Raw genomic sequence first — 24,930 nt, 5'->3', positions numbered from 1 at the left:
TTTCATACTAGTTTCTTTCTATTGAAGAGTTAATAATACTGTCGTATAGCTCTTGGCTAATATAAACCGGAGTATAAACCCCACCATTATTTTTGATTTGCTTATCAAACGAGCGCAGATGATTGCGAGAGCCCTTCAACAAGTTATCGTAAACGTAAATAATGTCAGCGTTATCAATTACATTGTCTTTTTGGTTTTGTAGGTCATAAATATCTAACTCCTCAACGGTAGCACCAACAAATAAACCCTCTAACAGTGAAATTGAGCCTGATGTTACCAGCGTATCGTAGATGAGTTGCAGTTCACTATTGACAAATATGCCAAAAGTATCAGTTTGCATTGGATCGACTAATTCATATCGTTCAATAAGCGCAAGAACAGCGTCTGTGTGGGTTTGCTCACTTGCAGCAATATTAGTAAATATCTTTTGCCCGTATATGTTATGTAGGGCGGTATATACATCTCTGGCTAGCTTTTCCTCTTCTCGCATAAAGGCTAGGCTTTCCTCTTCAGCAGCTGATAAATCACTTGGCAGAATATTATTGAGGTTGCTGGCAAGTGTATTGGAGTTAATTGTGGTTGAACCATCTAAGTCAACTTCGACTAGTGGGGGTGTATAGTTTGAGCTTCCGCCGCACGCGTTTAGGATAAATAGAGTCAATAAAATCGTGCTCAGCGCAATTAATTTTTTCATGGGATGCTCTCTTGTCTGGTTTGTCGGCTTGAAAAATGTGCCTCATAAGGCTAATTTTTTGCAGGTTGCATAGGCGTTTAGCAATTGCTGTACCACATTTAAAAGAGTGAAATACGGTTGATTTATAGAATATTTTTAAAACCTAGCGAAAATTTCTAATTTTATTTACTTTAAAAATGACAAATTCGACAATAAGAATGACATATTCGACACCATTCAAACGATTCTTGCGTTCTGTCTCATCTTGTTCGCCTAACGCAAAAGCTACTCAATTCTATATGAGCGGTGGCACGCGTTGCATGTAGACATAATTGTCACAATTTCTTTTTGTATTAGCACCGCATCTGTATTTTCTTTGGCTAGCGCTTTCCATTGACTGTTCATTTGTTTGCTCATTTGTTGAAATCCAACTGGCATTGAGTCATGTAAACCATCAGGATGATTTTCTCTCGTATATTCAAATAGTAAGCTTACTAAATTATCCACTTTTTCTGGTGATCCTTGCACTAAAGATTGCTGGATACCGGTTAGTGTTTCTAACATCCGACGCATCCGTTCCAGAACAAAATCTTTTTGCTGAACGTTCAAATTAATCGGTGTTCGCGCGTCCGTTGACGCAATGTTTTCATCACTTGCTAGAGCAGCTGAGCTGACCAACAACAATCCAATAACTAGTTTTGCTTTCATGATTTTTCCTTTGCCTTATATACGATGCTTGTATGTCGGTAATATAGTAAACATTGTTTAGCAAGTTTGAGGCCATAGTTCAGTGCCACGAATTCCTTTAAATAAATCTGAGACGGCATCGTTAGAAAAGCTGCAGGGTGCAGCAAAAAAGGTGAGGAGTCCGAGATAGGTCTCGGACTCAATCGGTCTTGGTTACAACGATTTTTTGCTGAAATACCAATCAACATAGTTATAGCCTTTCTCTTTTCGGCCATTAGCATCGGCGACAGTATGTGGCGGCGGGACAATCACCTCTTCACCTTCTTTCCAGTTCTCTGGGGTTGCTACTGAATTAGCATCGCTAGTTTGCATTGCTTTAACCAGTCTCACAAACTCATCAACACTGCGCCCATTACTCATTGGGTAGTAGACCATTGCTCTCAATATACCTTCTGGGTCAATAATAAAGGTAGCACGCACTGCTGAAGTATCGCTAGCGCCCGACTGAACCATGCCATATGAGTTTGCTATATCCATGGATAGATCGGCAATAATTGGGAAAGGGATATCGACATTGAATTTCTCTTTAATGTTAAGCACCCATGCAATGTGAGCGTGAACACTATCAATTGATAAGCCTAATAGTTCAGTATTCATGTCCGCAAATTCTTTCGCGACACCAGCAAACGCAATAAACTCAGTGGTGCAAACAGGTGTAAAGTCTGCAGGATGAGAGAAAAGTACCAGCCACTTTCCTTTATAATCTTCTAATGTACGTTGACCGTGTGTTGTTTTTGCATCGAAGTAGGGTGCAGGCTTATTTAGTTGCGGAAACTGCGTTGTTTTTTCATTTGTATCACTCATTTGTATTCTCCAAATATTGTAAGTTGTGCCAAAGGACAAACTTATAATAGTTATAAGATATACCAAAAGACAATAAGTAAAACCAGTTGTTCTAATCGTAAAAAACGATGAGTTTGGGTTTATGCAGTTTTTTAAACAATAAGAGATAAGGTCTTAAAAGGTATTAGGCGTGGTGAGGGCATACGGAGAGTGAGCGAATGTTTCAAAAATACACCTTTATCGTTGTATTTTATCTCAGTTCTTTCTAGCCGAAGCTAATGCACCGTCAACTGCTTTGTCACTCTCTATGCGAGGGATAAAACAGACTTTTAGTATTTTATTTTGCAAATATTGGCTTCAATTTAGTTTACAAAAGACTTCACTTCATCATCCGTTAAATAACGCCACTGACCCACTTCAACATCAAGATGAATATCTCCAATTCTTTCTCTGTGAAGCGAAACCACGCGATTACCGACAGCAGCAAACATGCGCTTTACCTGGTGAAACTTACCTTCTGTAATGGTCAGCAATGCTTCACGCGAACCGATTTTTTGTAAAGTTGCAGGCCGTGTTAATTGTTGCTCTCCTTGCAACTGCACACCTTTTTTTAATGCGATAGCAGCATCGGCTGTTAGTTCTTTTGACAAGTGAACTCGATACACTTTAGGGCAATTTCGCGATGGCCTGGTAATAGAAAATGACCAGCGGCCGTCATCAGTAATCAAAATTAATCCGGTTGTATCGGCATCTAAACGTCCGGCAATATGAAGTTCTGAGAGCTTTTCAACGGGTAGATAATTGAACACTGAGGGATAGACTTCATCAACATTTGAGCAAATCGTATTGGCTGGTTTATGCATCAAAATATAACGAAAACCGCGTGCTTTTAGCGTTTGCTCATTCCAGGCTACCTTATTACTTTCATGAACCTGAGTCGCTCCATTCGTGATGACTTTGCCATTCACGTATATCTCTCCAAGCTTGATACATTCGATTGCTTGGCTTTTTGTCAACTCTGTACTTTTGCAAACAAATTTATCGAGGCGCATGGTAAGTAATAGCAAGGATAATAAAGGACAAGACCTTAGCTTTTCGATATGTTAACTGTCAACGGCTGATTATTGTCATATGAACAAATATAGTAAAACTTAGTTGGAAGGGCTTGATCAGCATCAATCACACTACTTTTGTAACGCTGTATTATCGCTTGGGTTGTTATGCTTACTATCAAACAAGCGATGCTTATTTTCTATCAGAATTATCACTAGGCCGAGATAAATGAATGTAAAACGCGTGCTCATTATAGAAGGTCTGGTTAACCTATTGATGATTGTGACTAAACTTATCGTCGGCATAATTACGGGTTCGGCGGCACTTACGGCAGATGCTCTGCATTCGTTTACTGATCTTATTAACAACGTCGTTGCTTTTTTAGCAATTAGAATGAGCGAAAAACCAGCGGACGATGATCACCACTATGGTCATCAAAAGTTTGAACAACTAGCGGTATTTTTTTTGGCAACATTACTTTTTGTTGTTGCTATTGAAGTGGTAATTAGGGCAATTTCTAGGTCGTCAGACGTAGTTGAGCAAAACAAGGTCGGTTTGATTGTGCTCGTTGTTGCTGTTGTCATTAATTTAACGCTATCCCTTTGGGAGAGGTATTGGGCCAAGAAACTTAAATCAGATCTCTTGCATGCTGATGCCAGTCACACGTTTAGTGATGTCCTAACGTCGGTTGCTGCTATTGTCGGATGGCAACTAGCTGCTTTGGGCTTGTACTGGGTTGATACTTTGTTTGCGCTCATTGTGGCGGTTATGATTGGTGTACTAGCGTATCGTTTATTTTCAAAAGCGGTGCCTATTTTAGTGGATCAAAGTCACTTTGATCACGGTGTTGTAAAAAAAAGCATTAAGCAATTAGTTAATGTTACGTCGGTGAAAAAACTCAGAATACGAAGTATGGGAAAGCAACACTTCGCTGATGTTACGGTTGCTGTGGAGGCTAAACTATCGTTGCTTGAGTCTCACAATATTGCTGACCAGATTGAGAATATGTTAGCGCAACAGTTCAATATTCACGACACAACTGTGCATGTAGAGCCGGATAGTTGAAATAAAGGGAACAAAAACAGAGTAATGTAATGCAAGCCCAATCGTAATCTGTGCTTGCATACAAGTTTAGCTGAAATGAAAATGCGACTCTAAGTCCATCTTGATATGAGTCGCATTCCTTGTGCAGAATCTCACATCATTGATGTAAGTTCCGCCTGCTTGCTATTGCGGTGTGCGCAAAACCATTAACCTAATCTCAGTCATGTCTTCTATCGCATACTTGATACCTTCGCGACCGAGCCCTGATTCTTTTACTCCTCCGTATGGCATATTATCAACACGCCAGCTAGGCACATCACCAATAACTACGCCACCTACATCTAGTTCATCCCAAGCTTTATGAGCTTTGTAAATGTCTTTTGTAAAGATACCCGCTTGCAAACCGAATTGACTATCGTTGACTTGTTTTAACGCTTCATCGAAATCGGAAAACGGCGCAATGGTAGATACCGGGCCAAATGCTTCCTCGGCATTTATTTCGCAGTCTCTAGGCACGTCTTCAAGCAATGCGGCTTGCAGCATAAGTCCCTCTCTTGAGCCGCCACAGAGCAGTTTTGCTCCGGCGTTAACTGCATTTTTTATCCAGCCTTCAAGACGTTTAGCTTCTGATTCAGAAATCATTGGACCGATGAATGTATCTTCGTTTAGAGGATCACCGTGAACCAAGTTCGCCACTTTTTCTTTATAAGCAGCTTTGAATTTTTCATATATTGATTCATGAATGAAAATCCGCTGCACACTAATACAGCTCTGGCCTGATTGATAATAAGCACCAAAGACGATTCGTTCGATAGCGTCATCAAGATCGGTATCATGGTCGACTATGCAGCCAGCGTTGCCGCCTAATTCTAAGATGACAGGCTTTTTGCCCGCTTTTGCTTTCAGTTCCCAACCTACGCTTGGTGAACCTGTAAAGCTTAATAGCTTGAAGCGGTCGTCAGTTGTGAATAGATCTGCGCCATCTCTGCTACAAGGGAGTATTGAAAATGCACCGTCGGGTAAGTCTGTCTCGGCAAGTACTTCACCAATAATGAGCGCTCCTATTGGCGTTCTGCTTGCAGGCTTTAATACAAAAGCACAACCAGCAGCAATCGCAGGTGCGACTTTGTGAGCGGCTAAGTTTAAAGGAAAATTGAAGGGCGAAATGAATGAACAAGGGCCAATCGGTACTTTCTTGTATTGTCCTTGGTATCCTTTTGCTCTCTCGGTAATTTCTAAGTTAATTACCGCTCCTTCAATTCGTACTGACTCTTCAGCAGCAATTTTAAAGGTGTCAATTAGCCTTGTTACTTCGCCGCGCGCATCTTTAATCGGTTTTCCTGCTTCGATACACAAAGCATAAGCGAGCTCATCAAATCGTTCTTTAAATCTTGTTACGCAGTGCTCTAATATTTGTTGGCGCTTGTAAGGAGGCATCTTATTCAGAATTTTCTGACTTTTTTCAGCCGCATCAATGGCTTTATCTATTATCTCTGCGTCAGCCAGCGCAACCGTTGTGGCGACTTCGCCTGTATATTTGTTAGTTACTTCTAAGTCTTGATTGGCAAACACAGCTTTGTTTGCAAGATAGTAGGGATATTGTTTCGCTAGCTTTGTCATGATTATTGTCCTTTTATAAAGACACACCTTATTGTGAAACAGGTGTGTCTAGTTTTAGGTGCTATTTTAAGCTCGGTGGTGAAAATAATGAAAAGCGCTTAATAGGTGTGTCTTTATTTAGCTTTCTTTATTTAGATTCACTGAGTTAGCATATTTTTAGAAATTATAGCTTCGCACTAAGCTTTCGAATCGTTTTGTTCAACGTTTCATCATTAAGACTGTAGTCAACCGGCACATCTATAAGATGAACAGCGGGTTCGGTTAAACATTTTTGTACGGTAGGCAGTAAGTCTTTGGTTGCTGATATTCGCCAGCCTTTGCCGCCATATGATTCTACATATTTAACAAAATCTGGATTGCCATAGTCTAAACCGAAGTTCTCAAACTCCATGTTGGCTTGCTTCCACTTAATCATTCCATAGGCATCATCACGCAGTATGATGACGACAATATGCAGATTTAGCCTAACCGCCGTTTCTAATTCCTGACTATTCATCATAAAACCACCGTCACCACAAACGGTAATAACAGCCTTCTCGGGATAAACGAGCTTCGCCGCAATTGCTGAAGGCAGTCCTGCACCCATGGTTGCTAGCGCATTATCGAGTAGCACTGTGTTCGGCAGATACGCTGGGTAGTTGCGAGCAAACCAAATTTTGTAAACGCCGTTGTCTAAGGTAACAATACCGTCTTTGGGCATGGCTTTTCTGATTTCTCGAACAAACCGTTCGGGTAATATAGGAAAACGGTCATCATCTTCTGATGCGTTTCTATGCTCAATATAGGCATCATGAACATCTCTATAAAACTCAAGCTTCCAACTATCTTGCGGCTCTATGGTTTCTTTGATTTGCCAAATACTGTTTGCTATGTCACCAATAACTTCTAACTGTGGGAAATAGACAGGGTCAACCGCTGCAGAATCAAAGTTAATGTGAATGACCTGCTGACTGTCGTCCTCCATAAAGAAAGGGGGTTTTTCAACAACGTCATGTCCAACGTTGATAATTAAATCAGCTCTTTCAATAACTCGATGAACAAAATCGCCTGAAGACAACGCTGTGTTGCCCATAAACAATTTTCCACTTTCATCTAAAACGCCTTTACCCATTTGTGTTGTTATATAAGGAATTCCAGTTTTGTCGACAAACTCTTGAAGCATTTTAGCTGTGAGTTTTCGATTCGCGCCTGCTCCTATCAAGAGCACTGGCGATTTTGCTTTTTCAATCATATCGACAGCGCGGCTAATGGCCTTATATTCTGCAATAGGTCTTCTAGCGACGCTTGGTTTTAACAAGTGAGCGCTTGTTGATTCATCAGCAATATCTTCTGGAAGTTCAATATGGACTGCACCAGGTCGCTCTTCTGAAGCCAGTCTGAATGCTTCTCTTACAACGGAAGGTATGCGGTCACCACTGACAACTTGCGTCGTATATTTTGTAATAGGGCGCATCATATCGACAACATCAATGACCTGAAATCGTCCTTGCTTGCTGGTCTTGATGGGCTTTTGTCCGGTGATCATCAGCATGGGCATGGCACCGAGTTGTGCATATGCTGCCGGGGTTACTAAATTTGTTGCGCCAGGGCCTAAGGTTGATAAACAAACGCCGACTTTTCCGGTCAAACGACCATAAGTGGCCGCCATAAAGCCGGCACCTTGTTCATGCCGGGTTAGAATAAGTTTGATGGATGAACTACGTAAGGATTCTAATAAATCGAGGTTTTCTTCCCCCGGTATACCAAAAATATACTCAACGCCTTCTGCTTCTAGCGCTTTTACCATTAAATCAGATGCTTTCATCATTTTCCTTTTTCTTAACTAAGTGTTCAGTATAGACAGGTAAACTCGAAATACATATTCAGTTTAAGAATAATGTATTTAGCTAATTCTTCAATAACGTTGGGAGCGCCATTAATTTATAATTGTGGTTCGGGTAAAACCGTGGCTGAGATCAGCACCACATCTTCTTTTGGAGCGTCTTGAAAACGAATAAGAGCTTTGTATTCTGTTTCGACTAGTCCAATTTTATCAAGCACATCAGTGCCTTCAATTACGGTGCCGAAAACGGCATAGCCCCAAGTCTTCCCCGGATCCAAATTATCGTTATCCTTCATATTAAAAAAGAACTGACGTTTTGCAGAATGCGGGTCGTCCTCTCTTGCCATCGCAATGCTATACATTTCATTTTTTAGCCCGTTGCCCGATTCATTTATAATTGTGCGACCAGCTTTTTTCTCTTTATATTCAGGCGCGTAACCACCACCTTGCACTATGTAACCCGTAACAACGCGATGAAACAGAGTATTGTCAAACTCACCTCTTACAACGTAGTTTAAGAAATTATTAACGGTAACAGGGGCTCTTCTTCTATTCAGTTCGATAACTAAATCACCCAAGCTTGTTTCAAACTTCACCATTGGATAATAATTGTCTTTCTGGATGTTTTCACCGGGCTGCTTCTGTGTGTTAGCCGCTAAGCTAAAGCTGATTGCAAAAAGAGCGAGAAACGATAATGCCAGTCTAGTCATGTTATTGCCTTGCTTTGTAAGTTGATAAAATACTGAACTTTTTATTACTATCAATGACTTCGTAACCACCAAAAAGTTTCTTTAACTTTATTGGATAATCTAAGTGTCTATTACCTACGATTCTTAATTCCCCGCCATGCTTGAGTGCCATTTTAGCATCGTTAAACATTTGATGAGCCACGTGATCAGTAATTGTGTTTTGTTGATGAAATGGCGGGTTACATAGCACGATGTCATAGTTCGACGATTCAACTTTTAACAATTCCTCTAAGCAATTACTGACGATAAATGTTGCTCGGTCTAGATTGCCAATGTGGTTCATTACATTTTCTTTTGCCGATTCAACCGCCATAAATGACTCATCCACGAAGGTGACATGTGCATCTTTGTTTTGGTCCAATATAGACACACCTATTACGCCATTGCCACAGCCTAAATCAATCACCTTTTTATCAAGTGCATTTGGCAGATTCTTTAATAATATTCGAGCACCAATATCCAAGTGTTCTCGGCAAAATACATTTGCATGATTGCTAAGAGAAAATGGTATTAACGGGTCAGATACGATTGTGGGATAGGGGGATTTTTCTGTTTTGATGCCGTCATATTTTGAAAAAATCAGCCTAGCTTTCTTTTTTGCTAAAGACGTTGTTGTTTTGCCGATGTATTTTTCGAATAACTTCAAAACAGAGTTTTGTACGGTTTTTACTTTACCTGCTGCAATAATAGTCGAATCTTTATCTAACACAGACTGCAGCGTTATGAGCTGTTGCTCTAAAAGCGCGAGTGAGCGTGGTATTTTTATCAATACAACTTTCGCTTTTGTATTAATTATGTCCTTGAGATCAGTCAGTGCATCACAGAATTCGACATTGTCGGTTTCCAATCCATTGATCATGAGATTTGTCATAACACTTTTATGAGAAATCCATGAGTCTGAAATAAAGATCGGATTTTTGTCGCTAAACCAACAGGTCAAGGCGCCAAAGTCGTCATTAATCACGATAACAGGTGTGTCTTTATTTGAGCTGTTCGTTAATAATGAGCAGGTTTCAACATGCTCAATAATGTACTCATCAGCGGCATCCCATGCTTGAAGGCTGACATGTTGATGCTTCGCTGGGTAACGTTCTAAATGTAAATTGCGCTCAAATACAGTAAAGTGTGTATTCATTGAATTACTCGTGTTGTCGACTTTGAGCAACTCAACCTAATTTCTGAGATTTTATGCAGCAATGTCTTTTTTCCAATAACAGTCCGCAGAGTCTACCCTTGGCTGATGCAAAGGTACAATATTTAGCTAATTGGCTCGATAATAAAACAGCTGATTCATTGTATGAGCTGTTCCAACGAGAGCTGGATTGGAGCGAAGGGCTTATTAAAATCTTTGGTAAAACGGTAAAAATACCTCGACTGCAAGCTTGGTATGGTGATGCTGGAACAGATTATGAGTATTCAGGGGTGAAAATGTCACCACTTCCTTGGCAGGACGACCTGCATAAATTGAAAGTAAAATGCGAACGGCAATGTGGCTCATCATTTAACTCAGTGTTGGCTAATTTTTATCGGTACGGGAAAGATAGCATGGGAATGCACTCTGATAATGAGCCAGAACTTGGTCCGGAACCAATAATTGCCTCGGTGTCTTTAGGTGAAGCAAGAAACTTTGACTTCAAGCATAAAGTTAATGGTGAAAAGTTCAGATTGCCATTGGAACACGGCTCATTATTGATTATGAGTGGCAAGACTCAAAAATACTGGCAGCATGGAATTGCTAAGACAAAAAAACAAATTGAACCTCGGTTAAACTTCACTTTTCGCAAAATTATGGTGTAGGTAATTTTATGACTTGAGTGTAAATAGGTGTGTCTTGTTTAACAGCATGTTGAATTAACGGCATGCCAATTTAAGAATGTGTTATTGCGAATGACAACAATAAAGAGAGAGACGAAATGACAGTAGAGCAAGGTATTATTGATAAACTAAATAAAAACTTCGAGTTATCATATTTGGAAGTATTAAACGAAAGTCATATGCATAACGTGCCTGCAAACTCAGAAACCCATTTCAAAGTGACGATTGTTTCAAGTGACTTCGAGGGTAAAAGGTTGATTCAACGACAGCGTTCAGTAAATCAACTATTGTCAGAGGAATTGGCGGGTCCGGTGCATGCATTAGCTCAGCATACCTATACTTTAGAGGAATGGAATAAGAAGCATGGCGTGTCTCCCGATTCTCCAAATTGTTTGGGAGGAGGGGCCAAGTAAAATTAGAGTAAACACAGCATTTTTAACATTCTGTTAAAAGAAATTGAGCATATTATCTGCTAGACTCGCGCCAATTTTGAAACAATAGAAATATAAGTATGTTTAATTTGATAAATGGTACCAAAGGGAATGTGAAGAATGACATTCTCTCTGGTGTCACCGTTGCTTTTGCTTTAGTTCCTGAAGCGGTGGCATTTGCGTTTGTAGCTGGTGTTGAACCCATGGTTGGTTTATACGCCGCTTTCATGATGGGACTGATAACATCTGCAATAGGTGGTCGCCCTGGAATGATTTCAGGTGCAACAGGCGCGATGGCGGTAGTCATGGTTGCTCTAGTTGCTCAACATGGTGTTCAATATTTGTTTGCCGCTGTGATATTAGCGGGCTTTTTGCAAATCATGGCCGGTGTATTCAAGCTTGGTAAGTTCATTCGTTTGGTGCCTTATCCGGTTATGCTCGGATTCGTCAATGGCTTAGCGATTGTTATCTTTCTAGCACAATTGGGTCAGTTTAAAATAATGGGGCCTTTAGGCGACCTAGAGTGGATGAGTGGGACGGCGCTCTACATCATGCTTGGTTTAGTCGGTTTAACGATGGCGATAATTTATTTATTGCCAAAATTGACGACAGCAATACCAGCCTCTTTAGTCGCGATCGCTGCCGTCACTGCGATAGTGCACGGTTTCGATTTGGACGCAAGAACGGTCATCGATTTCGTTCGAGAAATGGTGCCAGAGGCGCAGCAAGATTCGGTTACTTTAGCCGGCGAATTACCAACCTTCGCAATTCCCGTTATCCCTTTTACCCTTGAAACACTCTACATTATTTTACCAACGGCAGTTATCTTGGCGCTTGTAGGCCTGATTGAATCATTATTAACCTTGTCGCTCATCGACGAGATGACGGATACCAGAGGTCGTGGTAATCAAGAATGTGTGGGTCAAGGTGTGGCTAATACGGTTAATGGTTTCTTTGGTGGTATGGGTGGTTGTGCCATGATCGGTCAGAGTATGATCAATATCAATTCAGGCGGGCGAGGACGGTTATCCGGCATCACTGCGGCATTGGTACTTCTTGGTTTTATCCTATTCGCAGCGCCGCTTATCGAAATGGTTCCACTGGCAGCATTGGTTGGCGTTATGTTTGTTGTTGTTATCGCGACATTTGAATGGGCCTCTTTCAGAATTGTTCGCGGCGTGAATAAAGAAGATGCTTTTGTTTTGTTTTTGGTAACAGGGGTGACTGTTATTGCCGATTTGGCCATAGCTGTTGTGGTCGGTGTTATCGTGTCTGCGCTGGTATTCGCTTGGAAACATGCGACACACATTATGGCAAAGAATTATACGGATGATGATGGTTGGAAAGTTTACGATTTAGAAGGGCCTCTTTTCTTCGGCTCGGTCACTCATTTTAGAGAAATATTTGATCCGCAGAACGATCCTAGTGATGTCGTTATTGATTTTAAAGAATCACGAATTTGGGATTCATCTGGCATTGATGCATTAGATGGCCTCGCTGACAAATACAAGGAGCAAGGTAAAAAACTGCACATCAGGCATATCAGTCCTGAATGCAGAGTGTTGCTTAAAAAGGCCGGTGAGTACGTTGAAATTAACGTGAATGAAGATCCACGATATCGGGTTGCTTCAGATACCTTAGGCTAGCGCTTGGCTGCACTCACTTAATTGAGACAATAAAAAGGGAGCTCTATCGCAATGATATGCTCCCTTAGTTTTGCTAAAGCTATAAAGGCACTAAGCTCTATAAAGCGTTTTTATAAGATGAAAACCAAATTGTGTTTTTACAGGGCCATGAACGGTCAATATTTCTTTTTTAAATACGACATTTTCAAATGCTGGCACCATGTCACCACGGCGAAATTCACCTAAGTCTCCACCTTTCTTGGCCGAAGGGCATAAGCTATGCTTCTTAGCTAACGTTTGAAAGTTTGCACCTTTGTCTAACTGAGATTTAATACGGTCAGCTTCTTCTTTCGTTTTGACCAGGATATGACATGCAGATGCTTTCATAGTTTAAAATACCTTATTGAGCTTTTTTGAATAAAAGCGTCATGCGATTGGATTCACCGATAGCGTCAACCTTATTTTTTAATAGAGGGTCGTCAGCAGTTCCACTGTATGATGGAGGAAGTCGCCAGACTATCTCTTCTTCAGTTGGCACATCTTTGCGATTTTCATTAATATCAGACTCGGCAACAAGCTCAAATCCTGCTGTTTTAAAGGCTTCTATTACAGCTGATTTCTTAAGATAACCTGAACCACCATTAGCCCAATCATCTGAATTCTTTTCAGGCCCTTGATGTTGAACGACGCCGACTAATCCATTTTCCTTCAACATCATATGGGCAGCTGCCAATGCACCTGACATTGTGTCGGCTTCATTCTCGAATCTACTCAGATTATGCAGGGCTCTAATAAATAACACTCGGTCAACTGTACCGGCTAATTCCTTGGGCGCACTGTTAAAGGTAAAGCCTGAAGATTGGGGACCTTGTTCCGCAAATCCGCTCACCATCTCTGGAAACTTGGTTGTTTGTTCAATTGATTTTTGAATGCTTTCTTCATCAAAAAATCCAAACCTAGCCCACATGTCATCATTGTAGTTTATACCGTACAGCGTTCCTTCTGAACCTAGATACCTAGCTAGAACTTTTGAATACCATCCGCCGCCAGGTAGCGCTTCTGCGACCACCATTCCAGGAGCCACTTGAAAAAACTCAAGTGTTTCAATTGGATTGCGGGCGCCGTCTCTGGATTTATCTTCATCGTTTCGTGCTTGCACGGCGTACTCTAGCTTGGCTTGATTCACTGTGACGATGGCTTTTTCAGGAGATTTAGCTTGTTCCACCATCTTCTGTGCTGATCCAGCAACCGGGAGTTCGTTTTTAGGTGCTTCTGAACATCCGAATGTTACCGCGAGTGTTAACCCGAGAGCTGGTAAAGTAATCGACTTATTCAACATGATAATCCTTATTGTGCTTAATTACTTTTGTTGGCTAAGCCAATTAACTAATTCAACAACATCTAGCAGTGTCATTTCTCTTGTGAATTTGGCTTGATATTTTCCATTAACAACAATATTTGGAACGCTGTTGAGATGTTCCTTAAATTGCGTTATCTCGTTATTGTTTTGTTCAAAAGCAGCAGTTAATTCATCTGTTGTTAGTGTGCTATCAAAATCCGCACCCGAGATGTCGTATGAGATAAATAGCTGTCTAAGATCGCTCATTCCCTCTATTTTTTGCTTTTGTTCGTGAATATGCCCAAATATTGCAGCATTCATTAGTTCCTCCGTGCCCATTTGTCTGCCGATAAGCATGGCTTTAGTCGCCTGTTCTTGAATGTCTGGCGTTGTAAAACCCATGAAATTAACGTGGACTTTTCTGAAGGTAACGTCGTCAGCTAATTTTGATTTTATTTGATCTGCAACTGCCTCAAAGCCATAGCAGGCGGGACACCAAAATGAGAAATACTCGACGACTTGTTTTTGTTCAGAAGCTGAATCAGCAATAACATTGTAGTGTGTGCCCTCAATCCATTTTGATGGCATTAGGGGAGATACTGCTACTGGCTGTTGTAAGTCGGCTTCAGCTTCAGCAACTGTATCTACTGAACTAGATGGAGGAGGTGGCGCTTCTGAGCATCCACTTAGCGTCAAAGAGAATAATAGAGCTGCAAAAAGTATGATTGAAGATTTTGTCATGTAACTTCCTAAAATAATTACCATTGGTTAAGCATATGATTATAGATGCTTTTGAACAATGGTAAACCTATTCGATGTAATTGGGACGATTCCCAGCTAAGTCGCAATAAAAAGTCAGAATAAGGACACACCTATTTCGAGATGAAAAAGTTTGTCTTTACTACAGGCTATTTGACACTAAATAGGTGTGTCCTTGTTTAGGTGTTTGACACTAAATAGGTGTGTCCTTGTTTAGGTGCTTGTTTAGGTGTTTTTGACTCAAAATAGGTGTGTCTTTGTTTAAGTGTTTGTTCAGGTGAATTTGAGCACAAAAAAAAGGACCTTTCGGTCCTTTTTGTAACAATCTGCTTTTAGCTATGGTTGTTTAGTTAGCCATACAATGAGGTTCACAATATCGTCGGGGGTCATGTCTCTTGAGAATGTGGCTTGGTATTTGCCGTTTACGATAAAGTTTGGTACGCCAGTTAAGTGTTTGCGATATGTATCAATTTCTCGGTTGTTTTTGTTAACCAAGCTCTTGACGCTAAAGCTTTTCGCTAATTTATCAAACTCTTCAGGATCAACACCGTTGATGATGAATACGCTGCGCAAGTCTTTTAAACCAGTAACGGTTGAGCGTTGTTCGTGGATGTAATTGAAAATAGAAGCATTTAACGCTTCTTCATTTTTCATCGCACGGCCAATAATCATTGCTTTAGTGGCGTCGTCTTGAACTGATGGTCCAGCGCTTTGCATAAAGTTAACTTGCACTTTATTAAACGTAACGTCTTCGCCTAATCCTTCCTTCATCTGTTTTACCAATGGTTCAAAACGGTAGCAAGCGGGACACCAAAAAGAAAAGAACTCAGTCACTTCTGGCTTAGCGGTTGCTTTCTCGCTGATCACATTGTAGTGAGTGCCCTCTTTCCATTGGTCGGCCGCATTGACAGCAAATGGCAATAGCATTGCAACCACAAGTATTGAAAACAGCTTTTTCATATAAAATCCTTTAATTGGAGAAATATTAATATTTATAATAATGTAAATTGATACCTGCTCGCAGAATACCACAAAGCAAAATGCCTTTTCAAAATATAAGGTCGAATAAACCCAGTTATCCGACCTTGTTCAGTTAATATTCAGATTCAAGACTTAATGCCACTGGCATTCGATAAGTGCTTAGCGACTTAGTTCAATTGGTATTGCATATTAAGGACAATTTTTCGCGACTGCCCGACAAACCCAACGACATCTTCAAAATTCTCATTCAATAAATTGTCAATCCGAAGTCCAAATTTTATATTTTTATTGTATTTATATTGATAGTTTGCACTAACTAACCAATAAGGGTTCAGCCCAACAATTTCCGACGGGCTCGGAAACGGAGGAAAGAATCTATCCTGCTTTGACCCGGTATAATCTGCTTGAATATAAAGGTTACTGACTGCATTCAAGGCATAGTTGATGGTTGTGGATCCTGAATGACGCGATCGTCTAAGCTCGACCTCGGTTGGTGCCTTGGCATCTAGGTAAGCATAACTTGCCGTCCAACTTAGGTCTTTCCAATCTCCAGAGAGTGAAACTTCAAGGCCTTTTCTTGTCGATGTTTCGTCAATGTTTTGCGCAGTAAAAGCACCGGTTGTGGGTTCGAAAACAAAACCGTTGATTTCATTTTCTAATTTGGTGTCGAAGTGAGTTAGTTCAGCATTCAACCGACTTGATAAACGATAGCTTAATCCAATTTCGTTCGCATAACTTGATTCTGGAACTAAAGCTGAATTGCCAGAAAAAGTGCCAGGAAAGAATCCAAACCTTTCAGTAAATGTGGGATTCTTAACTGCTTTTCCACGGCTAATAAACGCTTTTAGCTTGTCGGTAAAATGGTAGCTAAGGCCTAATCTAAAACTATTAGCGCTATCAAATTCATCGCTTGCATCCGTGCGCACGCTGTAGCTAGCATACAGCTTTTTTATAAGTTCATATTGCCCATCACTCAACACCGAAATAGTTTGGTTGTTTTGTGTCTGATTTGGATTACCAAAAACAATAGGACCGCTTTGTTCAAAGTCTTCTTTTACACTATCAAGTCCAATATTAAAAAAATCATTTGCTCCTAAGTCGATATAGTTTATCCAATTGAGTCGTTGAGTCTTACCCACAGTGCCCCCAGAAAACACGTCTTCTGAATAACTATCACTTGCAAAACGATTCAACTGATAGCTCAATGATTGCGACCATATGCTTTTTGACGGATTGAAGTCCCATCTCAATAAGGCATTGTGTTGATTACCTGTTGAATAATTATCAGCGTCGACTGATAGTCCGGTATTGACGAAGTCTGTGGCGTCAAATTCAGTAACAAAATCTAGCAATCTCAGGTTAAAGGTCACTTTATGTTCTTTATTAAACTCATAACTAAGATTCGTGTTGAAAGAAGTGTTTCGATAACCGTCATCTTCAGAGCCTTGACGAGATATGTTGTCACCATCCGTTCTCAAATGGCGTAAATTTGCAGACAACGACAAGCCATCTTGACGCGTCTTATAAGACAAACCTACTTGGCGCGTTGCTTGCGTGCCCATTCCTAGATTAGCTGCTAACCTGTGCTGCCCTGAAAGCTCTGCCTTTTTTGTGGTGATGCTTATGACGCCAGACACCGCGCTACTTCCCCACAGGGCACTTTGTGGGCCGCGCAGTAACTCAATTCGCTCAATATCAGACACAAGCAAGTGGGCGAAGTTGACTAATCCGCCTTGACCAATGTCATTTATCTCAACACCGTCGATTAACACTAAAATATGGTTGCTTTCACTTCCTCGAAAGCGCACTTCGGTTAACGTGCCTGTTGGTCCGGACTGGCTAACATTGATACTAGCGAAGGAGCGCAATAAATCCGTCACCGTAATAGCACCGGAGGCTTCAATTGAGGCTGAGTTAATAAAAGAGACTGAACCAGCAAGCGTCGATTTATCAATCGGCGATCTAGAACCGACTACGCTGATAGTTTCAATGGACTGGTTTTGTTCAAAAGCAAAGGTTGAAGTTGAATAAGAGGCAGCAAGAATTGCAGCCAATAAAGGATGTTTTATTTTCATTAAATTAAGGCTCTGTATATGCTCCGCCCGAGCATGACAAAAAAGAAAGGCAAATTGCCCGTACCTATCAGGGCCGGTATCCGGGCTTACACTGTCTTATTAAAACCTTCCCGTGTTGAACACAGTGGATGACGCCAAGCATAATGTTGGTGAATAATAAGTGAAAGTCATCGAGCTACTTTCAATGTTTACCGTTGCGGGGGCAGCGCTGGATTTACACCAGTTTCCCGTTTAACTTCCTGCATTAATACAAAAAGCACCTTGAACGCTGCGAAGTATAAAGTCTTTGCGGGAGATGTGAATGATTATTTTGTTTTAAAGCCTAAGAGGCGGCTCTTGGAGTGCAGAAAACTGCTCTTTTAGCGCCAATATTTGGTTTTCCCAGTACTTATCTTCCGCGAACCATGGAAACGCATGCGGAAATGCAGGGTCTTCCCAACGTTGACTTAGCCAAGCCATGTAGTGGACCATTCGCATCGCGCGCAGTGGCTCAATGAGAGATAATTGATTGGTATCGAATTCATGAAATTCATCATAAGCTTCAACAAGTGTATCGAGTTGAATGAACTGCTGTTGGCGATCGCCTGATAGCATCATCCAAAGATCTTGCACCGCTGGCCCCATCCTGCAGTCATCGAGGTCGACAAAGGTGGGTCCATCGCGCCACAAAATATTGCCTGGATGCAGGTCGCCATGTAAGCGCATCGACTTGTAATTTGTCGTAAATTTACTTTTAGTTTCGGCAATCACCATATCAAGAATAGTGTGAAATGCCGTTTGCAAGTGATGCGGAACAAGCGAGCCAGTGAGCAACACTTGCTTGGGTATATCCAGATAACTTTTTGTGCAAACTTCGGGGCGATGCGCAAACGGTTTGGATTGCGCAACTCTGTGCATACGACCAATGAAACGCCCCATCCATTCGAGCTGATTGAGGTTATCAACTTCAAATTGACGCCCGCCTGCTGAGGGAAATAGCGCGAATCGATACTCCGCATGTTCATGCAAGCTCTGACCGTTGATGACTAATGGCGCAACAATCGGGATTTCTTCTCCCATTAACTCAAGTGCAAAATCATGCTCCTCTTGAATTTGCGCATTGGTCCATCGTTGAGGGCGATAAAATTTGGCGACATAACGTTTGTTATCTTCCGCTAGGAACTGATAAACCCTATTTTCATAACTGTTTAATGCCAGTAATCCGGATGACGCTTGGATATCAACACTTTCAATAGCATCGAGGATAAGGTCTGGGTTGAGTCCTGCAAATGAGAAATCAGACATCAGTAAAAATAAACCGACTAGTTTCTTGAATTTTAATTATTTCACCATTTTCATCTTGAGTTTCAACGTGAAAAGTAAAATTGGTTACTTCTTCTGTTAAAGAATATGGGCTGGTAACGACGCTGATAGGCAGTGTGTAAACTCCACCTCCGCGCACGTTAACCACTGATTCACCGACATATTTCGCTCCTTCAATGCCACTAATGGAGACAGTGAAGGTACGATCATTTTGCGATTTATTTAATAACTTTAATGTGTAGACGTTTTCTATCAAGCCCTGATTCGTCTCTCTGTAAAGCGAGTTTCGATCCTTGATAATATCAATCTCTAATGGCGCTCTCGTGTATATATCTAGCACCAATAAGCTTGTCATAATAAGCAAAACAACAGCATAGCCGATCAATTTGGGACGTATAATCTTTGTCGTTCCGCCAGAAAGTTGATGCTCAGAAGTGAAGCTAATTAATCCTTTTTCATATCCCATTTTATCCATAACGCCGTTACAAGCATCTACGCAGGCACCGCAGTTAATGCACTCATATTGCAAGCCGTTGCGAATATCTATTCCTGTAGGACAAACCTGAACACAGAGGTTGCAATCAATACAGTCGCCAAGTCCTTTTTCTTCTAATTGTTCATGCGGGATTTTGCGAGAACGTGGACCTCGCTGTTCGCCTCTGCTTGGGTCATAAGCAACGGTAAAAGTATCTTTATCAAACATTGCCGATTGAAACCGAGCGTAAGGGCAGATATGCGTGCACATAATTTCGCGCATATATCCAGCGTTGCCATAGGTACAAACTGTAAAAAATATAATTGAGAAACCGGCCCAAAAACCCACATCCAATGTAAAAAAGTCGACGAACAGTGCATCAATGGGGGTGAAGTAGCCGACAAATGTGATCGCGGTAAGGAGTGCCACCGAAACCCATGCAAAGTGTTTTAACGTTTTGCGAATGAATTTATCGGCATCCATTTTTCTTTCATCAAGCTTCATTCTTTTGTTGCGGCTGCCTTCAATCTTTTCTTCAAACCAGATATAGATAAAAGTCCATGTAGTTTGCGGACACATAAAACCGCACCAGACTCTTCCGGCAAAAGTGGTAACGAAAAACAAGGCAAAGGCGGAGACGATAAAAATATATGCCAAAATGGTCAGGTCTTGCGGCCACAAAGTCATTGCAAATATATTGAATCGTTGCTCTCCAATGTCAAATAGCACCGCTTGATTGCCGTTGTATTGGATCCAAGGAATAACGGCGAATAATCCTAAAAATATTAATCCAAAAAAGCGTCTAATGTTCTCCAGCATCCCTTCAACTGCGCGGACATAAATGCGACTTCTCGCCGAATAGTTAGCGCTTTCTTCCGGCTTGTGAATTTTTACCGGTGTAACATCTTTAATTTTTATTTGTTCGCTCATGAAACGCTCCGGAAAGGATTAAAGTTAGTACGCAAAGCTGTTTGAAGAGGCGCACTATTGGAAACTAGTAGAGTATATCAAGTTGAGGTAAAGAATTGTTATTTCAGATCAAAAAACACCGCTTTCTTTGTCAATCTAAAAATTATACGTATAAGGGAGATTGCCAGCGGCACAATTTATACAGATGTATTGCTGAATATCTTTGTTTTTGCCTGCAAGGCAACTAGTATACTTACCGTTAGAAAAGAGTATTGTTATACGTTGCTATATCTAAAGAGGATACTTACTTACCCATGTGGCGAACTTTTGTCATTTTCATCGAAGTATTAATATTAGTCGTTGTACTAAGGACTAGTTTTGTTCAATATTTCTTATCGGACATACAACAAACTGTTTCAGGATGGATTGAATCGGTAGTGGATATTCCTGAACAACAATCTTTATCTGCATTGAGAGAACGCTTTTTTTATAACAATATGTCGCTTCAACCGCATCAAACAGACTACGTTTTAGACATTACGGAAAGTAGAGAGAAATTAGAATCATTTAGGCAGTTCTACTGTATCAAAAAAGATAAAAATCCGTTTATCTACGGCCAGAACCTCATCCGCCTATGCGATCAAATTGAAGATACAAAGTTTTAATACGCATAAACTGTGAACTTATGGCTTGTATAATTGGTCATATATAATAAGTTCATCAGCAACTGCTGTCGGAGATCTCTATGTTTAATTTTGTTAAATCACTTGTCTTAGTTTCTGCTTTACTCGTAAGTATTCAAACAACGGCGTCTAACGTTCAGCGCAGTCTCGCTCAAAACCTAGATCCACAGATGGGCACTGAACCGAAAGCAACCGAAAGTAATGTTTCTATAGAATGGATTGACCCGCAAAAGTTTCGAGATGTTCAGCATCCAACAACATCCAGGAAACGGTATAGAGAATCTGTATTTCTTGAATTAGAAACTTTTTTTGCAACCTTAGGGGAAGCACTTCCTTTGGGTTATACCCTTCATTTGAAAGTGACTGATCTGGACATGGCGGGAGCAGTTCAAACCCCTGGTATGGCCGGTTTAAACAATTTCTCGAATCAGGGGCGCTTCGGAATGCAGGACTATCGAATTATGAGAGATATTGATATTCCTCGTATGACCTTCTCATATGAATACCTTGATGAAAAGGGTCAATTAGTAAAGCAAGAAGATGTTGATTTAAAAGACATGAGTTACCTGTCAAGAGGCAGTTCGTTCAATAAAAATACATCTCTGCATTACGAAAAAGTCATGATTTCACGATGGTTTGAAGATACATTTCAAGCTGAAGGCTGATGCGGCTAAGTGCTTCGCTCACACAAAGTGTCCTGTCAAAGAGCCAGCTTAAGCTGGCTTTTTGCTTTACGCGATGCTTAAAAGGATGCTTAAAAGGATGCTTAAAAGGACACACCTGTTTAACCGAAAATCAATAAACAGGTGTGTCCTTTTAAAATAACTTATCAAACGAATCGCATATATTTCCCGATAAAAAACATCAATGGTTGGACTTCATACTTTGCAGCCATTACATTACTTCTATCATTTCAATTATTTTTGATAATTTATATATGACACCAGCGATTTTATTCTTGGAGAAGCAAAAAGCATCTTTTGACGTTCTCGAATATTTGCATGATCCCAATAATCAAAGTTTCGCTAGTGAAGCTTCAGCAAAGTTAGGTATAGCTCCGGAAACGGTTTTTAAGACACTCGTTGTTGAAGTTGATACTCATCATTTTGTTGTGGCAATCGTGCCATCTGATAAACAACTTAGTATGAAGAAGCTGGCCAAAGCAGCGTCAGGTAAAAAAGCTATAATGGCAGACGCTAAAAAAGTAGAGAGCATGTCAGGATATGTACTTGGTGGCGTCAGTCCGTTTGGGCAAAAGAAAAAGTTAATGACGGTATTGGATATCAGCGCAAGCAACTTTGATACAATCTACGTAAGCGGCGGCAGAAGGGGACTAGAACTAGCCATTTCTCCAAATGCTATAGAAAAACTTCTAAGTGCGTCGGTCCAAGACATCGCCGCATAATTACATTTTATTTAAATACAGGTATGAAATGAACATCACACTAGAATTGGTCGATTACGACAACGAAAAACAAGCAAATGAATTACTTTCTCTGCTGAATGAGTACGCCAAAGATCCCATGGGTGGCGGTAGCGAGTTGGCGTCATATTCTAAAAACAACTTGATAGCTGAGTTGAAAAAACGTTCATTCATTTTCTCTATCATTTGTTATGTTGACGGAAAACCGGCAGGGTTTTCAAATTGTATTGAAGGTTTTTCTACATTTAAGTGCAAGCCTCTCGTGAATATCCACGACTTTGCGGTTAACCCTGAGTTTAGAGGATTACAGCTAAGTCAGTTACTAATGAATAAAATTGAAGAAATTGCGATATCGAAAGGTTGTTGCAAGATTACATTGGAAGTTTTAGAAGGTAATCACGTCGCAAAGAACGCTTATATCAAGGCTGGTTTCAAAGGGTATGAATTGGATCCTGAAATGGGTAAAGCGGTGTTTTGGGAAAAGCCACTTTAACGTTATTACTGAGCAAAAAAGTTAGTCTACACTGTGATATCAATAAACGACGGAGCATGCCGCGGAGTGTTGAGCTCTAAATTTTGAATAAACAGGTGTGTCTTTATTCGGAGTTTCTTTATTCGGAGTTTAAGGAAATTGTAGTGAGACTAACAACGCGTCTTCCAAGGCTATATTCGTGGGAAAATGCCTGTCTTTTTCACTGTAGCATAGGCAAAACTCGTGTCGATAGAGGCAATACTGCCAATAGGATGCAAAACTTTTCGCACAAATACTTCATAAGCATGCAGATCTGCAACCACTATTTTCAAAAGATAATCCGACACACCCGTCATGACATAACACTCTAACACTTGCTCGGCAAATTCAATGTGCTGCTCGAAATTCGACACTACGTCAGCAGAATGCTTCTCTAACTGCACGCGAGCAAACACCGTAATGGGAAGCCCGTAGGCTTGTGCATCTACTTCAACACCGTAGCCCTTGATAATGCCTTCATTTTCTAAGTTTCTTAGTCGACGCAAACAAGGTGACGGGCTTAAATTGACCTTTGCGGCTAATTCTTGATTACTTATTCGTCCATCGGTCTGCAGTTCTCTAATAATTTCGCGGTCCTTGCTGTCCATATTTATCTTTGAATCACTCATTTTGGCATTATCTGCTAATTTTGGTTCAATATAGCGCTAAACTAACACGAATAAACCTTTCACTGAAGCATATAATTAACAATATAGTGCAAGTTCGTACAATGCCAATACCTAATAAAAACAGGCAGAACCCATTGTAGAATTCTCAGATTATTTTGGAGGTTTTATGCAAGGCACAAACAAAAATTTTTCAACGCTCGCTATTCATCACGGCTACGACGCCCAAGCCAATGAAGGCGCATTAACTCCGCCTGTTCACTTTACTTCGACTTTCGCTTTCGAAACCGCAGAAGCGGGTGGACAAATGTTTGCAGGTGAAAGAGATGGTCATTTTTATTCTCGTATTTCTAACCCAACCCTAGACTTGCTCGAGAAGCGGATTGCGATACTAGAGGGCACAGAGGCTGGCCTCGCTCTAGCTTCTGGCATTGGCGCTATCTCTTCAACCATGTGGACACTGCTTTCTCCTGGTGATGAGATTATTGTCGATAAGACGCTATACGGCTGCACATTTACATTTTTGCACCACGGCCTAGCCAAGTTTGGTATCAAAGTAACTCATGTCGATTTGTCCAATCACGAGCTTCTAAATGACGCTATTTCGGATAATACCAAAGTGGTTTATTTTGAAACACCAGCAAATCCAAATATGCGCTTAGTAGATATCGAAGCAGTGTCAAAAATCGCGCATAAGTATAAATCCACTGTCGTTGTCGACAACACCTATGCAACGCCTTATCTAACGCAGCCGATTAAATTAGGCGCAGATATTGTTGTTCATTCGGCGACTAAATATTTAGGTGGCCATGGTGATCTAGTGGCCGGCTTAATTGCGGGGCCTAAAGACATCGTTAGCGAAATTCGTTTGTACGGAATGAAAGACATGACCGGTGCTTGTATGGCGCCGTTTAACGCTATGTTAGTCATGCGTGGAATGAAAACGCTTGAGCTAAGAATGGATAGACATTGTCAAAGTGCCATGCGCGTTGCAAAAATGCTCGAGGCAAATCCAGTAGTTGAAACAGTATGCTACCCAGGCTTACCGAGCTTCGAACAATATGAATTGGCTAAAAAGCAGATGTCAGATTTTGGTGGCATGATCACGTTTGAAGTGAAAGGGGGAGTGCAAGCAGGAATAAAGATGATGAACAAACTGCAAATGATACAGCGTGCCGTTTCACTTGGCGATGCCGAGACATTGGTGCAGCATCCTGCAAGCATGACGCATTCAACTTACACACCAGAAGAGCGCTTGGAACACGGCATAAGTGATGGTTTAATTCGTTTGTCAGTGGGTTTGGAGGGCGTTGAAGATATATTAGATGATTTACAACAGGCGCTCAATTCAATTAGCCATGAAGCGCTGGGAAAAAATCTTGAACACGTTGATAGTCTCGTTACTCAAAACAATAGCCAAGCCGCAATTCTGAAATAAGGCAATAACAGGTTAAAGCAAATCGACTTAGAGAGTATCGGCTCTAG

Annotated in this window: 25 protein-coding genes and 1 riboswitch; of the genes, 9 read left to right on the top strand and 16 right to left on the bottom strand. The window is 40.9% G+C overall.

The window, feature by feature from the left end; all coding sequences use genetic code 11:
* Positions 1 to 7: 7 nt before the first annotated feature.
* The 4 genes from GNIT_RS13585 to GNIT_RS13570 all read right to left on the bottom strand — a co-directional run bounded on the left by GNIT_RS13585 (position 8) and on the right by GNIT_RS13570 (position 3,255).
* The gene (locus GNIT_RS13585) at positions 8 to 694 is read right to left on the bottom strand and encodes a DUF2202 domain-containing protein (protein ID WP_014109829.1); all 687 of its coding nucleotides are present in this window, start codon (positions 692 to 694) and stop codon (positions 8 to 10) included.
* Between the two features lie 264 nt (positions 695 to 958).
* Positions 959 to 1,381, bottom strand: coding sequence for a cytochrome c (locus GNIT_RS13580; RefSeq protein ID WP_014109828.1), 423 nt, complete (start codon positions 1,379 to 1,381; stop codon positions 959 to 961).
* 192 nt (positions 1,382 to 1,573) lie between these two features.
* Complete coding sequence (locus tag GNIT_RS13575) at positions 1,574 to 2,224, bottom strand: peroxiredoxin (RefSeq protein WP_014109827.1); 651 nt, start codon at positions 2,222 to 2,224, stop codon at positions 1,574 to 1,576.
* A 341-nt stretch (positions 2,225 to 2,565) separates the two neighbouring features.
* The gene (locus GNIT_RS13570) at positions 2,566 to 3,255 is read right to left on the bottom strand and encodes a pseudouridine synthase (protein ID WP_041246436.1); all 690 of its coding nucleotides are present in this window, start codon (positions 3,253 to 3,255) and stop codon (positions 2,566 to 2,568) included.
* A 229-nt stretch (positions 3,256 to 3,484) separates the two neighbouring features.
* Between GNIT_RS13570 and GNIT_RS13565 the strand changes: the two genes are divergently transcribed.
* On the top strand, positions 3,485 to 4,321 hold the full coding sequence (locus GNIT_RS13565; protein WP_014109824.1) for a cation diffusion facilitator family transporter: 837 nt from the start codon (positions 3,485 to 3,487) through the stop codon (positions 4,319 to 4,321).
* A 162-nt stretch (positions 4,322 to 4,483) separates the two neighbouring features.
* Here GNIT_RS13565 and GNIT_RS13560 read toward each other — a convergent pair whose 3' ends face one another.
* The 4 genes from GNIT_RS13560 to GNIT_RS13545 form a co-directional block, all read right to left on the bottom strand.
* Positions 4,484 to 5,920, bottom strand: coding sequence for an aldehyde dehydrogenase family protein (locus GNIT_RS13560; protein ID WP_014109823.1), 1,437 nt, complete (start codon positions 5,918 to 5,920; stop codon positions 4,484 to 4,486).
* Positions 5,921 to 6,083: 163 nt separating this feature from the next.
* Complete coding sequence (locus GNIT_RS13555) at positions 6,084 to 7,724, bottom strand: acetolactate synthase large subunit (RefSeq protein ID WP_014109821.1); 1,641 nt, start codon at positions 7,722 to 7,724, stop codon at positions 6,084 to 6,086.
* A gap of 116 nt (positions 7,725 to 7,840) precedes the next feature.
* Positions 7,841 to 8,452: a peptidylprolyl isomerase gene (locus GNIT_RS13550; protein ID WP_014109820.1), complete on the bottom strand. Its 612-nt coding sequence runs from the start codon at positions 8,450 to 8,452 to the stop codon at positions 7,841 to 7,843.
* A gap of 1 nt (position 8,453) precedes the next feature.
* On the bottom strand, positions 8,454 to 9,626 hold the full coding sequence (locus GNIT_RS13545) for a methyltransferase (protein WP_014109819.1): 1,173 nt from the start codon (positions 9,624 to 9,626) through the stop codon (positions 8,454 to 8,456).
* Positions 9,627 to 9,679: 53 nt separating this feature from the next.
* Here GNIT_RS13545 and GNIT_RS13540 point away from each other — a divergent pair, with 53 nt between their 5' ends.
* The 3 genes from GNIT_RS13540 (at position 9,680) to GNIT_RS13530 (ending at position 12,383) form a co-directional block, all read left to right on the top strand.
* The gene (locus tag GNIT_RS13540) at positions 9,680 to 10,288 is read left to right on the top strand and encodes an alpha-ketoglutarate-dependent dioxygenase AlkB family protein (protein WP_041246435.1); all 609 of its coding nucleotides are present in this window, start codon (positions 9,680 to 9,682) and stop codon (positions 10,286 to 10,288) included.
* A 116-nt stretch (positions 10,289 to 10,404) separates the two neighbouring features.
* Complete coding sequence (locus GNIT_RS13535; RefSeq protein ID WP_014109817.1) at positions 10,405 to 10,719, top strand: BolA family protein; 315 nt, start codon at positions 10,405 to 10,407, stop codon at positions 10,717 to 10,719.
* A 98-nt stretch (positions 10,720 to 10,817) separates the two neighbouring features.
* A complete protein-coding gene (locus GNIT_RS13530) occupies positions 10,818 to 12,383 on the top strand; it encodes a SulP family inorganic anion transporter (protein ID WP_014109816.1) in 1,566 nt (521 codons plus the stop codon).
* A gap of 90 nt (positions 12,384 to 12,473) precedes the next feature.
* On the opposite strand, the gene GNIT_RS13525 is transcribed toward GNIT_RS13530, so the two are convergent.
* From GNIT_RS13525 to ccoG, 7 genes are all read right to left on the bottom strand, one after another.
* Positions 12,474 to 12,749 (bottom strand): peptidylprolyl isomerase, encoded by a 276-nt coding sequence (locus GNIT_RS13525; RefSeq protein WP_014109815.1) that lies wholly within the window; start codon positions 12,747 to 12,749, stop codon positions 12,474 to 12,476.
* A gap of 13 nt (positions 12,750 to 12,762) precedes the next feature.
* Complete coding sequence (locus GNIT_RS13520; RefSeq protein WP_014109814.1) at positions 12,763 to 13,701, bottom strand: class I SAM-dependent methyltransferase; 939 nt, start codon at positions 13,699 to 13,701, stop codon at positions 12,763 to 12,765.
* 21 nt (positions 13,702 to 13,722) lie between these two features.
* Positions 13,723 to 14,442 (bottom strand): thiol:disulfide interchange protein DsbA/DsbL, encoded by a 720-nt coding sequence (locus tag GNIT_RS13515; RefSeq protein WP_014109813.1) that lies wholly within the window; start codon positions 14,440 to 14,442, stop codon positions 13,723 to 13,725.
* A 354-nt stretch (positions 14,443 to 14,796) separates the two neighbouring features.
* Positions 14,797 to 15,420, bottom strand: coding sequence for a thiol:disulfide interchange protein DsbA/DsbL (locus tag GNIT_RS13510; RefSeq protein WP_014109811.1), 624 nt, complete (start codon positions 15,418 to 15,420; stop codon positions 14,797 to 14,799).
* A gap of 188 nt (positions 15,421 to 15,608) precedes the next feature.
* Positions 15,609 to 17,516, bottom strand: a complete 1,908-nt coding sequence (locus GNIT_RS13505) for a TonB-dependent receptor plug domain-containing protein (RefSeq protein WP_014109810.1) — start codon at positions 17,514 to 17,516, stop codon at positions 15,609 to 15,611.
* Between the two features lie 54 nt (positions 17,517 to 17,570).
* Positions 17,571 to 17,795, bottom strand: a riboswitch (cobalamin riboswitch).
* 36 nt (positions 17,796 to 17,831) lie between these two features.
* Positions 17,832 to 18,800 (bottom strand): serine/threonine protein kinase, encoded by a 969-nt coding sequence (locus GNIT_RS13500; protein WP_014109809.1) that lies wholly within the window; start codon positions 18,798 to 18,800, stop codon positions 17,832 to 17,834.
* On the bottom strand, positions 18,793 to 20,223 hold the full coding sequence (ccoG, locus tag GNIT_RS13495) for a cytochrome c oxidase accessory protein CcoG (RefSeq protein WP_014109808.1): 1,431 nt from the start codon (positions 20,221 to 20,223) through the stop codon (positions 18,793 to 18,795). Before ccoG ends, GNIT_RS13500 begins: the two co-directional genes overlap by 8 nt.
* A 293-nt stretch (positions 20,224 to 20,516) precedes the next feature.
* Between ccoG and GNIT_RS13490 the strand changes: the two genes are divergently transcribed.
* From GNIT_RS13490 to GNIT_RS13475, 4 genes are all read left to right on the top strand, one after another.
* The gene (locus GNIT_RS13490; RefSeq protein WP_041246433.1) at positions 20,517 to 20,867 is read left to right on the top strand and encodes a hypothetical protein; all 351 of its coding nucleotides are present in this window, start codon (positions 20,517 to 20,519) and stop codon (positions 20,865 to 20,867) included.
* A gap of 80 nt (positions 20,868 to 20,947) precedes the next feature.
* Positions 20,948 to 21,550 (top strand): DUF3016 domain-containing protein, encoded by a 603-nt coding sequence (locus tag GNIT_RS13485; RefSeq protein WP_014109806.1) that lies wholly within the window; start codon positions 20,948 to 20,950, stop codon positions 21,548 to 21,550.
* Between the two features lie 272 nt (positions 21,551 to 21,822).
* The gene (gene ybaK, locus GNIT_RS13480) at positions 21,823 to 22,290 is read left to right on the top strand and encodes a Cys-tRNA(Pro) deacylase (protein ID WP_014109805.1); all 468 of its coding nucleotides are present in this window, start codon (positions 21,823 to 21,825) and stop codon (positions 22,288 to 22,290) included.
* 28 nt (positions 22,291 to 22,318) lie between these two features.
* Positions 22,319 to 22,801, top strand: a complete 483-nt coding sequence (locus tag GNIT_RS13475) for a GNAT family N-acetyltransferase (RefSeq protein ID WP_014109804.1) — start codon at positions 22,319 to 22,321, stop codon at positions 22,799 to 22,801.
* 170 nt (positions 22,802 to 22,971) lie between these two features.
* Here GNIT_RS13475 and GNIT_RS13470 read toward each other — a convergent pair whose 3' ends face one another.
* A complete protein-coding gene (locus GNIT_RS13470; protein WP_202945464.1) occupies positions 22,972 to 23,448 on the bottom strand; it encodes an Lrp/AsnC family transcriptional regulator in 477 nt (158 codons plus the stop codon).
* Between the two features lie 166 nt (positions 23,449 to 23,614).
* Between GNIT_RS13470 and GNIT_RS13465 the strand changes: the two genes are divergently transcribed.
* Positions 23,615 to 24,883, top strand: a complete 1,269-nt coding sequence (locus tag GNIT_RS13465) for a methionine gamma-lyase (protein ID WP_014109802.1) — start codon at positions 23,615 to 23,617, stop codon at positions 24,881 to 24,883.
* Positions 24,884 to 24,930: the final 47 nt, after the last annotated feature.

It is taken from the genome of Glaciecola nitratireducens FR1064 (assembly GCF_000226565.1).
GTDB classification, from domain to species: domain Bacteria; phylum Pseudomonadota; class Gammaproteobacteria; order Enterobacterales; family Alteromonadaceae; genus Glaciecola; species Glaciecola nitratireducens.
The sequence above is the reverse complement of the archived record's forward strand: the minus strand, read 5'-3'. Positions and strand labels throughout refer to the sequence as shown.

Coding starts and splice junctions, on each gene's coding strand:
- GNIT_RS13585 (WP_014109829.1), bottom strand. CDS start 694: ATGAAAAAATTAATTGCGCTGAGCACGATTTTATTGACTCTATTTATC.
- GNIT_RS13580 (WP_014109828.1), bottom strand. CDS start 1,381: ATGAAAGCAAAACTAGTTATTGGATTGTTGTTGGTCAGCTCAGCTGCT.
- GNIT_RS13575 (WP_014109827.1), bottom strand. CDS start 2,224: ATGAGTGATACAAATGAAAAAACAACGCAGTTTCCGCAACTAAATAAG.
- GNIT_RS13570 (WP_041246436.1), bottom strand. CDS start 3,255: ATGCGCCTCGATAAATTTGTTTGCAAAAGTACAGAGTTGACAAAAAGC.
- GNIT_RS13565 (WP_014109824.1), top strand. CDS start 3,485: ATGAATGTAAAACGCGTGCTCATTATAGAAGGTCTGGTTAACCTATTG.
- GNIT_RS13560 (WP_014109823.1), bottom strand. CDS start 5,920: ATGACAAAGCTAGCGAAACAATATCCCTACTATCTTGCAAACAAAGCT.
- GNIT_RS13555 (WP_014109821.1), bottom strand. CDS start 7,724: ATGAAAGCATCTGATTTAATGGTAAAAGCGCTAGAAGCAGAAGGCGTT.
- GNIT_RS13550 (WP_014109820.1), bottom strand. CDS start 8,452: ATGACTAGACTGGCATTATCGTTTCTCGCTCTTTTTGCAATCAGCTTT.
- GNIT_RS13545 (WP_014109819.1), bottom strand. CDS start 9,626: ATGAATACACACTTTACTGTATTTGAGCGCAATTTACATTTAGAACGT.
- GNIT_RS13540 (WP_041246435.1), top strand. CDS start 9,680: ATGCAGCAATGTCTTTTTTCCAATAACAGTCCGCAGAGTCTACCCTTG.
- GNIT_RS13535 (WP_014109817.1), top strand. CDS start 10,405: ATGACAGTAGAGCAAGGTATTATTGATAAACTAAATAAAAACTTCGAG.
- GNIT_RS13530 (WP_014109816.1), top strand. CDS start 10,818: ATGTTTAATTTGATAAATGGTACCAAAGGGAATGTGAAGAATGACATT.
- GNIT_RS13525 (WP_014109815.1), bottom strand. CDS start 12,749: ATGAAAGCATCTGCATGTCATATCCTGGTCAAAACGAAAGAAGAAGCT.
- GNIT_RS13520 (WP_014109814.1), bottom strand. CDS start 13,701: ATGTTGAATAAGTCGATTACTTTACCAGCTCTCGGGTTAACACTCGCG.
- GNIT_RS13515 (WP_014109813.1), bottom strand. CDS start 14,442: ATGACAAAATCTTCAATCATACTTTTTGCAGCTCTATTATTCTCTTTG.
- GNIT_RS13510 (WP_014109811.1), bottom strand. CDS start 15,420: ATGAAAAAGCTGTTTTCAATACTTGTGGTTGCAATGCTATTGCCATTT.
- GNIT_RS13505 (WP_014109810.1), bottom strand. CDS start 17,516: ATGAAAATAAAACATCCTTTATTGGCTGCAATTCTTGCTGCCTCTTAT.
- GNIT_RS13500 (WP_014109809.1), bottom strand. CDS start 18,800: ATGTCTGATTTCTCATTTGCAGGACTCAACCCAGACCTTATCCTCGAT.
- ccoG (WP_014109808.1), bottom strand. CDS start 20,223: ATGAGCGAACAAATAAAAATTAAAGATGTTACACCGGTAAAAATTCAC.
- GNIT_RS13490 (WP_041246433.1), top strand. CDS start 20,517: ATGTGGCGAACTTTTGTCATTTTCATCGAAGTATTAATATTAGTCGTT.
- GNIT_RS13485 (WP_014109806.1), top strand. CDS start 20,948: ATGTTTAATTTTGTTAAATCACTTGTCTTAGTTTCTGCTTTACTCGTA.
- ybaK (WP_014109805.1), top strand. CDS start 21,823: ATGACACCAGCGATTTTATTCTTGGAGAAGCAAAAAGCATCTTTTGAC.
- GNIT_RS13475 (WP_014109804.1), top strand. CDS start 22,319: ATGAACATCACACTAGAATTGGTCGATTACGACAACGAAAAACAAGCA.
- GNIT_RS13470 (WP_202945464.1), bottom strand. CDS start 23,448: ATGAGTGATTCAAAGATAAATATGGACAGCAAGGACCGCGAAATTATT.
- GNIT_RS13465 (WP_014109802.1), top strand. CDS start 23,615: ATGCAAGGCACAAACAAAAATTTTTCAACGCTCGCTATTCATCACGGC.